We start from the raw sequence: 11733 nt of genomic DNA, 5'->3' as shown, positions 1-11733 counted from the left end.
TCAACATTGGTAAATCTTAAGATTTTATTAAATTCTCCTTATAATATAAGGTAAGGAGAATCTTTTTTTTTACTTTTGTCCCCGAATATTGTGGTACAAGCCATTATAAAAGAAAGAATTATGCAGAAAAACCTTGTCATTGTCGAGTCTCCGGCAAAAGCAAAAACGATTGAAAAGTTTCTTGGGAAAGATTTCAAAGTCCTTTCTAGTTACGGACACATACGCGATCTGAAGAAAAAAGAATTCAGCATCGACGTAGAGAAGAATTTTACACCCAGCTACGAAATCCCGGCAGACAAAAAGGCTCTGGTTAACACACTGAAGACAGAAGCTAAAGACGCAGAAACCGTATGGCTCGCATCCGATGAGGACCGCGAAGGAGAAGCGATAGCCTGGCATCTGTATGAGGTCTTAAAACTAAAACCGGAAAACACAAAACGAATCGTATTTCATGAAATTACGAAAAGCGCTATTTTAAAAGCAATTGAACAACCACGCGACATTGACCTCAACCTCGTAAATGCACAGCAAGCACGACGGATTCTAGACCGTATCGTAGGTTTCGAACTCTCTCCCGTGCTTTGGAGAAAAGTGAAACCGGCACTTTCTGCCGGACGTGTTCAGTCAGTTGCTGTCCGCCTGATCGTTGAACGTGAACGTGAAATACATGCTTTCCAAACGGAAGCTGCTTATCGCATCACTGCCGTATTCCTCGTCCCGGACACGGATGGAAAACTGGTAGAAATGAAAGCTGAACTGGCTCGCCGCATTAAAACAAAAGAAGAAGCAAAAGCCTTCCTCAACGCATGTCAGGGAGCAAGCTTTGCTATCGACGATATTACTACCCGCCCGGTCAAGAAAACACCTCCTGCTCCATTCACAACATCTACGTTGCAACAGGAAGCCGCACGCAAACTGGGATATACCGTAGCGCAGACCATGATGCTCGCGCAACGCTTATACGAATCGGGATTCATCACTTATATGCGTACGGACTCTGTCAACCTCTCGGAATTTGCGACAGCAGGCAGTAAAGACGCTATCATCAAAATGATGGGTGACCGCTACGTACACCCCCGCCATTTCGAAACAAAGACTAAGGGTGCACAAGAAGCGCATGAGGCTATCCGCCCTACCTATATGGAAAACCAATCCATTGAAGGAACAGCACAGGAAAAGAAACTGTACGACTTGATATGGAAACGCACCATTGCCTCACAAATGGCAGATGCAGAACTGGAAAAGACAACTGCTACCATAACAATAAGTGGCAGCAGCGACGTGTTTACAGCCATCGGCGAAGTGATTAAGTTTGACGGGTTCCTCCGTGTATACCGTGAATCTTATGACGATGACAACGAACAGGAAGATGAGAGCCACCTGCTTCCTCCTCTGAAAAAAGGTCAGAAGCTGGAACACGGCCCTATCATCGCAACCGAACGTTTCACCCAACGTCCTCCACGCTATACGGAAGCAAGTCTTGTACGCAAGTTGGAAGAACTGGGTATCGGACGTCCGTCTACGTATGCACCTACTATCTCTACCATCCAACAACGCGAATACGTGGAGAAAGGTAATAAAGACGGGGAAGAACGACAGTTTAATGTCATGACATTGAAAGATCGTCAGATTAAGGATGAAAACCATACTGAAATTACCGGTGCAGAAAAGGCGAAGTTGTTCCCAACGGATACCGGCACTGTGGTAAATGATTTCCTTACCGAATATTTCCCAGACATTCTGGATTTCAACTTTACCGCCAGTGTAGAAAAGGAATTTGACGAGATTGCAGAAGGAGAAGTGAAATGGACTTCTATCATGAAGAATTTCTATGATAAATTCCACCCATCTGTAGAAAACACATTGGCTATCAAGACGGAACATAAAGTAGGCGAACGTATTCTGGGAGAAGAACCGGGAACAGGCAAGACTGTTTCTGTTAAGATTGGTCGCTTCGGTCCTGTTGTACAGATTGGTACTGTAGAAGATGAAGAAAAACCACGCTTCGCACAAATGAAGAAAGGTCAATCCATGGAAACCATCACTTTGGAAGAAGCACTGGAATTATTCAAATTACCTCGTACACTGGGCGAATATGAAGGAAAATCAGTCAGTGTAGGCGTAGGCCGTTTCGGTCCGTATGTCCTGCATAATAAGGTATATGTATCGCTCCCGAAAACACTTGATCCGATGGAAATTACTTTGGAAGAGGCAGAACAGCTGATTCTGGAGAAACGCCAGAAAGAAACGGAACGCCACATCAAGAAGTTTGAAGAGGAGCCGGAACTTGAGATTCTGAACGGACGTTACGGACCTTATATTACCTATAAGGGTTCCAATTATAAAATTCCTAAAGATATCGTCCCGCAGGATTTGAGTTTGGCTAGCTGTTTGGAACTCATCAAATTACAAGATGAAAAAGGACCAGCGACCACAAAAAAAGGACGATTCGCAAAAAAGAAATAAAAAAACTAGAAAAAGAGCAAATTATATAATTAAATGTATATATTTGCTCTTTATCTTTTAATACACAAACTTATGAAGCAAACAAATTTAAAGTATTTAATGATAGGAGTGCTTACCATAGCTTCCATCAGTTGTATGGACAAAGAGCGTGACTTATCTTGGGAGAGAAGGCATATGCCAAAAGAAGCATACTTCGACTTCAACATGACCCAAGCTGTTGCTTTGGATATCAATTATTGTTTCAAAAGCGAAAATTATCGTGTCCTTTTTGACATTTACGATCAGGATCCCATTGAATACTCAGCTGACGGCAGCGTGTCCCAAAAGGACATAGAGCCTATCTACCGTGCAGTTACAGACGAAGAAGGCAAATTCAGCGGAGAGATGAATATTCCGGCGGACCTCTCGGAAGTATGGTTATCATCGGACTATTTAGCCACCGTATCTCCTCTTAAACTAACGATTGACGACAGTCGTCGGCTTTCATTTAATCAAGATGCATATATCGCTACCTTACGTTCACAAACGGCATCAAAAACCAGAGGAGTGACCGTGAACCAACATACCTATCTAAAAGAATGGCATGTTCTTCCCGATGCAGACTGGGATGACAGCGGAAGACCAACCAACCTGGAACCTAAAATAAATATACCTCCGGCAGACGTACTATACAACATCAAGTATGTTTTCAGAAAGGTTACAGTCAAAGATGAGAGCGGTAAAAGCAAGGTTATGAACATCAGTCAGAATTATCCGGAGTTTTTTGATGGTTCCATCAAAATGACTTCAGATATTCCAATTGTTAACCCGACTGAAGTGAGTCTCGTATTTATAACCAGCTCTGCTACATGGTACAATACAGTTGGATATTACACCTATCCTACCAACAATCCGCCCCAGAGCGCGAGTGATATAAAACAAATAATCGCATTTCCAAACACCTCTCCTATTTACAAGACTTTAGGAGCAGGAGCATTAGTGTGTGGCGAAGAAATAAAACTCAAATATTGGAATGAAGAGACACAGGAATACGAAGACAAATTTCCTGCAGGAGTCACAATTGGCTGGTGCCTGCAAGGTATGGGATTCAAGAGTAAACTCACCTCAGAAACAGATAAAGACAAAGTGGGCGATATCATAAAAGGTATGGGGGCACGCTACTCCACCAGGAATCTAAACACGAATAACACACAAAGAACTGTATCTCTCCGTGATTCCAAGTCCGGGCAGATTGTAGCAGTAGGATTCGAAGATAATATTGACTTCGATTATGCAGATGCCATCTTCTATATTCATACGTCAGAAAAGAATGCTATTGACCCGACATTGCCTCCACTGCCTGAGGACCCCGAAGCAATCCCCGAGCAATATAAAATTTCTTATTCCGGTACACTGGCTTTTGAAGACTTATGGCCTAAGTTAGGTGATTACGATATGAATGACGTAATGGTAAAGTACACCAGTACGATGACCCGAAATGCTCTTGACAATCGCATTTACGAAATAGAAGACAAGTTTATCTTACAGCACTGTGGCGGTTATCTGCAAAACGGATTTGGATATCAATTACACAAGCTCTCAAACAGCAATGTCAAGAGTGTAAAAATAACGGGGCCTGATGCCAGTGGTTTATCAAGTTCTATATACATGGAAGGAAAAGAAACAGAGCCTGGACAGTCTCACCCAACCATATTGTTGTATGACGACATGACAAAATTCAAAAATATCACTGATGAATCAAAGAAAGAATATACTGTAACCATCACGCTTGATGGAGCTAGTGAGAAAGAGGTGGTACCTCCTTACAACCCGTTTATCTTCATCAGTTCCAACGAGGGTAGAGGCAAAGAATTACATCTGATAAATTATCCCCCGACTGACAAAGCCGACTTATCGTTACTGGGAACCGGAAAAGACATCTACAGACCAGAAGAAGGGATGTATTATGTTTCTGCAGACTTGATGCCGTTTGCTATCAATATGCCAGTAAGTAATCTCCCGGTTCCAGAGGAAGGGAAACGAATCGATCAATCATATCCCAAGTTCTCTGGATGGGTATCATCGAATGGGAAACAAAATAAAGATTGGTACAAATAAAGATTGATACGATTTAAATAAGAGCAGCCCGGATATTGTACGGAATCGCTATCGGGACTTCGCATTGCGAACCATCGATGAAAAAGACATAATAGACATCCGTTTAGAAAGGCGCGAATTACGCAGTTCACACAACTTCTTGAATACTCACCAAGAATTCGTGTGAACTGTGTTTTTATTTTAAGCCATAATATTATAGGATATAAGTATTATCCGTTACAAATGGGCTTTTATCATTAAATCTTCGGCTCCCATTTTATCTTAAAACCTTTATTAGGGAATAGCATATCAAACACAATCACGAATATAAAAACAGATGTTACCAAGATATTCATCGTCAATAAAGAAATGTGATAAGGCCAGGGAAGCAGTAAAGCCAAAGCTATTACAGCAATAATATGTGATAAAGGAAGCATACGGCACGTGACATATTTATAGATACTATTTGCCAGAATATAAACGATTGGTCCGATAATCAGAACAAAAACAACTTCCGCTCTCATTTCTTGTTCGGGATGGGCAACAATCAGTTCGTCTCCTACCGCACAAATAATCAATGCTCCCACCAATACAATATGAATTGCATTATAAATCAACCCCAGCTTTCCGGGATCTTTCACTTCCTGTATTTTCCGACTACCGGCTTCACTGCTCACATCAAAGTAAACCCACCACATAGCCAAACTACCAATAAAAGATGTGACAGCAGAAATAATCACGAGAGGCGTCCATTCTTCTACTTCACTCAAAGAAGCTCCTGTCATCAATAGAGTTTCTCCAAAAGCAATAATCACAAACAACTGGCAACGTTCCACCAAATGATGCCCTTCAATAGTCCATTCCTTGCTACTGTCCGAACGTCCCAGACGAGGTAAAGCAAATCCGTGCATCGGGGCTGTATAATCACAGATGGCGGCTATAATCCACAGTAGAATTTGCCATTCTCCCTGCAATATGGCACCCGTAATCCAAAAGACGGCAGATATACAGAACCAGCCCATAATTCGCTTAAAATTAGCAGCCAGATGATGATCTCCTAACACCCCGATAATATAAAGTGTTCTCCCTGCCTGTATCAGAACATAGCAGACAGCAAATATCAATCCCCGGTAAGTAAAGGCATAAGGAATAGCAGCCGCCATCACCAGCCCCACCAGCATACTGATAAAAAGAAGAATACGTATCGGCCGGGTATCCGGGTTGAACCAGTTAGTCACCCAGATGGTATGTTGCCACAACATCCAGACTGCAAACCACAGGATTGTTTCTTTCAATAATCCTTCCCAAGTGAGATTATGAAGCAAATAATGTGAAAGTTGCGTGACCGAGAAAACATAAATCAGGTCAAACAGTAGTTCGGAATAAGAGACAGTAGCAGTTTCCGTTTCTCTCTTCCGAAGCAATGGATGGGGGGAGTAAAACATACGGGGTTCCTTTTATATATATAAAAGAAACCCCGCAGAAGTCTATTTTGTTCAGAGAAAGTCTTACATTCTGGAAGGAACTTCGATACCCAGCAAATTCATTCCCAAGCGAACAACTTTAGCTACATTAGCAGACAGAGCGATACGGAATACTTTCACCGCCTCATTCTCTTCGCGCAGAATACTATAGTCATGATAGAACTGATTGTATTCTTTCACCAAGTCATAAGTATAATTAGCAATAATAGACGGGCTGTAATCTTCACCGGCTTGTTTTACAACAGCAGCAAAGTCGGCAACCATCTGAATCAGCCCTTCTTCCTTTTCACTCAATTCAATACCAGCCGGAATCTGTTCAGGAATTACGATACCTGATTCGGCAGCTTTCCGAAGTACAGACTGGATACGTGCATAAGTATATTGAATAAACGGACCTGTATTACCATTGAAGTCGATAGATTCTTTCGGATTGAATGTCATATTCTTACGGGCATCGACTTTCAGAATGAAATATTTCAATGCTCCCAGACCCACAATACGGGCAATATCATCAGCTTCTTCCTGTGTCAAACCATCCAGTTTGCCTAGTTCTTGTGAAGTTTCTTTAGCAGTGGCAATCATTTCCTCCATTAAGTCGTCAGCATCAACTACCGTACCCTCACGGGATTTCATCTTACCTTCCGGCAGTTCCACCATTCCGTAAGAGAAGTGTACCAGACTCTTACCCCATTCGAAACCAAGTTTATCGAGCAAGATAGAAAGCACCTGGAAGTGATAGTTCTGTTCGTTACCTACTACATAAATCATCTTATTAATCGGGTAATCGGCAAAACGAAGTTTAGCCGTACCGATATCCTGAGTCATGTAGACAGAAGTACCGTCACCACGGAGAAGGAGCTTATGATCCAGTCCTTCGGCAGTCAGGTCGGCCCATACGGAACCATCTTCTTTCTTGTAGAAGAAACCTTTTTCCAGACCTTCCATTACTTTTTCTTTTCCTTCGAGGTAAGTATTGGATTCGTAATAGATCTTGTCGAAGCTGACACCCATCTTCTTGTAGGTTTCGTCGAATCCTGCATATACCCAGTTGTTCATCATTTCCCACAATCCGCGTACTTCCGGATCACCGGCTTCCCACTTCACCAACATTTCGCGGGCCTCCTGCATCAATGGAGATTCAGCTTCAGCCTTTGCTTTCGCTTCATCGCCACTCATTCCCTGCGCTGTAAATTTAGCCATCAGCTCCTTTACTTCCGCTTTATAATGCTTATCGAAAGATACATAATAATCACCTACCAGGTGGTCACCCTTCTTACCCGAAGTTTCAGGAGTTTCACCGTTTCCGTATTTCTTCCATGCCAGCATGGACTTACAGATGTGGATACCACGGTCGTTTACAATATTTGTTTTGACTACCTTATTGCCGTTTGCCGCTACAATGTTAGCCAATGCGTTGCCTAAAAGGTTATTACGCACGTGTCCCAAGTGAAGCGGTTTATTTGTATTCGGAGAAGAATACTCAATCATTACCAATGGAGAAGCGTCAGTGACCTGCATTAAGCCATACTGTTCATCTGCCTGAATCTCGTTCAGCAACTCAATCCATGTAGCCGATGCAATAGTCAGGTTCAAGAACCCTTTTATCACATTAAACGCTGCTACAGCCGGATCGTTTGCCTTCAGATATTCACCGATTTCCTGTGCCGTTTGCTCCGGTCCTTTTTTTGACATCTTCAGGAAAGGGAACACGACCAGTGTCAAATGTCCTTCAAATTCTTTCTTCGTTTTTTGCATCTGCACCATTTTTTCAGGGACTTCCTGACCGTAGAGTGCTTTCAGTCCGCTGATAACGGACGCTACAAGTTTATCTTCTATCTTCATAATCAAGTTATTTCTTGCGCGCAAAGATACAAAAAAAGGAGACGCATCGCGTCTCCTCTCCTAATTTCTTTCAACTATCTATCTTATTCAACAGCTGCAGATAATTCAGCACCAGCTTTAAATTTAGCTACTTTCTTAGCAGGAATAGTAATAGTTGCCTTTGTAGAAGGGTTAATACCAGTTCTTTCAGCTCTTTCGCTTACAGAGAAAGTACCAAAACCTACGAGAGATACTTTGTCACCAGCTTTCATAGCATTAGTAACTGAAGTGATGAAAGCATCAAGTGCTTTTTTTGCATCGGCTTTGCTCATTTGAGCTTCAGCAGCCATTGCACTAATAAGATCAGACTTATTCATAATACGTAAAATGATTAATTAATATATTTGTTACACAAAAGATTATCCCACAATGGATTGATTCCACAAATATAGCCGAACAAAACAACATATCAAATAAAAACATAAAAAAAACGCAGCAAATTATTGAAAAAGAGCTAATAGGAAGCGTTTTTCATGCTTTAAAACAGAATTTATTCGTACTTTTGCGTCTATTATCTAAATATTCAGAAATTAAAATGATGCCAACTGTAACTAAAAACCTGATAATTATCAATGTACTAGTATTTTTCGGGACAATCGTAGCCCAACGTTACGGCCTGGATTTAACGAATTATCTGGGATTACATTTTTTCCTTGCAAGTGACTTTAATCCGGCACAGCTTATCACTTATATGTTTATGCACGGCGGATTCAGCCACATTTTCTTTAATATGTTTGCCGTTTTTATGTTCGGACCGATTCTCGAACAAACCTGGGGACCCAAACGTTTCCTCTTTTACTATATTCTCTGCGGTATCGGTGCGGGACTTATCCAGGAAGGAGTGCAGTATATTCAATATGTAACGGAGCTTAGCCACTACGCACAAGTGAATATAGGTACAGGTGTTATCCCAATGGAAGAGTATCTGAACATGATGACCACCGTAGGTGCTTCGGGAGCCGTTTACGCCATATTGCTGGCATTCGGTATGTTATTTCCCAATAACCGGTTGTTTATCTTCCCGCTGCCATTTCCTATCAAAGCGAAGTTCTTCGTTATAGGATACGCCGCGATTGAATTATGGTCAGGACTTGCCAATAGCGCCGGAGACAATGTCGCTCACTTTGCTCATCTGGGAGGAATGTTATTTGGATTGATCCTGATTTTGTATTGGAGAAAAAAAAGCAATAACAATGGGACATATTATAGCTGATTTAAAGGAGACATTCAGAAGAGGAAATATTTTCATCCAACTGATTTATATCAACGTAGGCATCTTTCTGATCGGCACGTTGATTAACGTTTTCTTGCGACTGTTTGAAGTAAGTACCCCCGATATATTCGGTATATTTGCCCTGCCGGCATCCTTTATCGGATTTATTCATCAGCCGTGGTCGTTATTTACTTATATGTTTATGCATGCCGGTATCCTGCATATTTTATTCAATATGCTCTGGCTGTATTGGTTCGGAAGTTTGTTTCTCTACTTTTTCTCGGCCAAACATTTAAGAGGACTATATGTATTAGGAGGTATCTGTGGAGGTTTACTGTATATGGTTGCCTACAATGTATTTCCTTTATTCAGTTCGCAAGTGACGGGTGCAACATTGGTAGGAGCATCAGCTTCCGTATTAGCCATCGTAGCTGCTACGGCTTATCGTGAACCAAATTACAGGGTGCAACTTTTTCTTTTCGGTGCTATCCGTCTCAAATATCTGGCACTGGTTGTTATCGGAATCGATGTATTATCCATCACCTCAAGTAATGCCGGAGGACATATCGCCCACCTGGGTGGTGCTCTTGCTGGACTTTGGTTTGCCGCCAGCCTAAATAAAGGAACTGATTTGACTTCCTGGATCAACTGGATTCTGGATGGTTTCACCTCCTTGTTTCAGAAGAAAACATGGAAACGGAAACCGAAAATGAAGGTACACTATGGAAACAGTGCCACCGGTCGCGAGAAGGATTATGATTACAATGCCCACAAAAAAGCACAGTCAGATGAAGTGGACCGTATTTTGGAAAAACTAAAAAAATCCGGTTACGACAGTCTGACAACTGAAGAAAAGAAAAGCTTGTTCGACGCAAGCAAAAGATAAAAGAATGGAACATATTGGCAAATTTGTCGCATATCTGATACTTGCTGTCAACGCTCTCTTCGTGGGAACGTTGATATTAAGCGCTTATAGCCCTTACCTTAACCCGAAAATAAACCCACTTGCTTCCAGCTTGGGACTTGCATTTCCGATATTCCTGACGATTAATCTGATTTTTATCGGCTTCTGGGCATTCGTCAACTACCGCTATGCGCTCTTGCCCGCCATCGGTTTTCTGATTTGTATTCCGCAGATACGAACTTATATTCCTTTTAACTCCACCACTAAAACCATACCGGAAGGAAGCATCAAAATCCTATCCTATAACGTAATGAGTTTCAACAATCTGGAGAAGAAAGATGGAAAGAACCCTGTATTATCTTATCTTGTAGATAGCAACGCCGATATTATCTGTCTGCAAGAATATAACACCGCTACCAACAAGAAATACCTGACGGAACAGGATATTAAAAAAGCATTGAAAGCCTATCCTTACCAATCCGTCCACCAACAAGGGAAAGGAGATGTGCAACTTGCCTGTTTCTCCAAGTTCCCCATACTCTCGATACATCCCATCAAATATGAAAGTAATTATAACGGTTCCATGAAATATGTATTGAATGTAAATAACGACACTCTTACATTAATCAACAACCACCTGGAATCCAACAAACTCACCAAAGAAGACAGAGGGATGTATGAGGATATGATTAAAGACCCGAATGCCAAGAAAGTAAAAACCGGACTTAGGCAATTAATCAGAAAACTGGCGGAAGCATCGGCTATCCGGGCTTCACAAGCTGATTCTGTGGCTAAAGCCATTGCAGCATGTAAATATCCGACAACTATCGTATGCGGCGATTTCAACGACGGTTCTATCTCGTATACACATCGCATCCTGACTCAAAAACTAGACGATGCATTCACACAGTCCGGTAAAGGATTGGGCATTTCCTACAATCAGAACAAGTTCTATTTCCGCATAGACAATATCTTGATCAGCCCCAACCTGAAAGCCTACAATTGCACGGTAGACCGGTCTATCAAAGCATCAGACCACTACCCGATCTGGTGCTATATCAGTAAACGATGAGAACTGAAAACTCTAATAAAAACACTTATGATGATTAAAAAGACACTAACCATTTTAGCAGTAAGTTGTATGATGTACTCCTGTGCTACGAAAACAGAAAGCAATCCTTTCTTTACAGAGTTTCAAACCCAGTACGGTGTTCCTTCTTTCGACAAGATTAAATTGGAGCACTATGAACCTGCCTTCCTGAAAGGGATAGAAGAGCAGAATCAAAACATCGAAGCTATCATCGAAAGTCCGGAAATTCCGACATTTGAAAATACAATTGTAGCTTTGGATAACAGCGCACCTATCCTGGACCGTGTGAGCGCCATTTTCTTCAATATGACAGATGCGGAAACGACTGACTCACTAACCGCACTTTCCATCAAACTGGCACCGGTTCTTTCGGAACATAATGACAATATCTCCCTGAATGGGAAACTATTCAAACGGGTGAACGATGTCTACCAAAAGAAAGATTCATTGAACCTGACGTCGGAACAAGAACGTCTGCTGGACAAGACTTATAAAAGATTTATCCGTTCCGGAGCGAACCTTGGCGAAAAGGACCAAACTCGCCTCCGCGAAATCAACAAGGAGCTTTCTACACTTGGCATCACTTTCAGCAACAATGTGCTGAATGAGAATAATGCCT

General features: G+C 41.8%; 8 protein-coding genes and 1 pseudogene. 6 read left to right on the top strand and 3 right to left on the bottom strand.

All coding sequences use genetic code 11. The features are described from left to right. Positions 1-120 precede the first annotated feature (120 nt). Together topA and BSCG_RS06710 are read left to right on the top strand one after the other, a co-directional pair. The gene (topA, locus tag BSCG_RS06705) at positions 121-2466 is read left to right on the top strand and encodes a type I DNA topoisomerase (RefSeq protein WP_008776858.1); all 2346 of its coding nucleotides are present in this window, start codon (positions 121-123) and stop codon (positions 2464-2466) included. Positions 2467-2538: 72 nt separating this feature from the next. Continuing rightward, positions 2539-4563, top strand: coding sequence for an LruC domain-containing protein (locus BSCG_RS06710; protein WP_008776857.1), 2025 nt, complete (start codon positions 2539-2541; stop codon positions 4561-4563). Positions 4564-4799: 236 nt separating this feature from the next. On the opposite strand, the gene BSCG_RS06715 is transcribed toward BSCG_RS06710, so the two are convergent. The 3 genes from BSCG_RS06715 to BSCG_RS06725 form a co-directional block, all read right to left on the bottom strand. Beyond that, positions 4800-5987 (bottom strand): low temperature requirement protein A, encoded by a 1188-nt coding sequence (locus BSCG_RS06715; RefSeq protein WP_008776856.1) that lies wholly within the window; start codon positions 5985-5987, stop codon positions 4800-4802. 63 nt (positions 5988-6050) lie between these two features. Further along, entirely contained in the window at positions 6051-7868 is a 1818-nt protein-coding gene (argS, locus tag BSCG_RS06720; RefSeq protein WP_004317197.1) for an arginine--tRNA ligase, read from the bottom strand. A gap of 83 nt (positions 7869-7951) precedes the next feature. Continuing rightward, positions 7952-8224 carry an HU family DNA-binding protein gene (locus tag BSCG_RS06725; protein ID WP_004296482.1) on the bottom strand — a complete coding sequence of 91 codons (273 nt, stop codon included), beginning with the start codon at positions 8222-8224 and terminating at the stop codon, positions 7952-7954. A gap of 221 nt (positions 8225-8445) precedes the next feature. On the opposite strand from BSCG_RS06725, the gene BSCG_RS06730 reads away from it, so the two are divergent. The 4 genes and pseudogenes from BSCG_RS06730 to BSCG_RS0127805 form a co-directional block, all read left to right on the top strand. Further along, positions 8446-9120, top strand: a complete 675-nt coding sequence (locus BSCG_RS06730) for a rhomboid family intramembrane serine protease (protein WP_008776855.1) — start codon at positions 8446-8448, stop codon at positions 9118-9120. Continuing rightward, positions 9101-10006, top strand: a complete 906-nt coding sequence (locus BSCG_RS06735) for a rhomboid family protein (RefSeq protein ID WP_008776854.1) — start codon at positions 9101-9103, stop codon at positions 10004-10006. Before BSCG_RS06730 ends, BSCG_RS06735 begins: the two co-directional genes overlap by 20 nt. 4 nt (positions 10007-10010) lie before the next feature. Continuing rightward, positions 10011-11096, top strand: coding sequence for an endonuclease/exonuclease/phosphatase family protein (locus BSCG_RS06740; RefSeq protein WP_004317192.1), 1086 nt, complete (start codon positions 10011-10013; stop codon positions 11094-11096). A 30-nt stretch (positions 11097-11126) separates the two neighbouring features. Further along, positions 11127-11733: pseudogene (locus BSCG_RS0127805) on the top strand (peptidase M3); the annotation flags it as partial.

It is taken from the genome of Bacteroides sp. 2_2_4 (genome assembly GCF_000157055.1).
Classification (GTDB): Bacteria; Bacteroidota; Bacteroidia; order Bacteroidales; family Bacteroidaceae; genus Bacteroides; species Bacteroides ovatus.
This window is presented reverse-complemented; position numbering and strand designations above follow the sequence as displayed.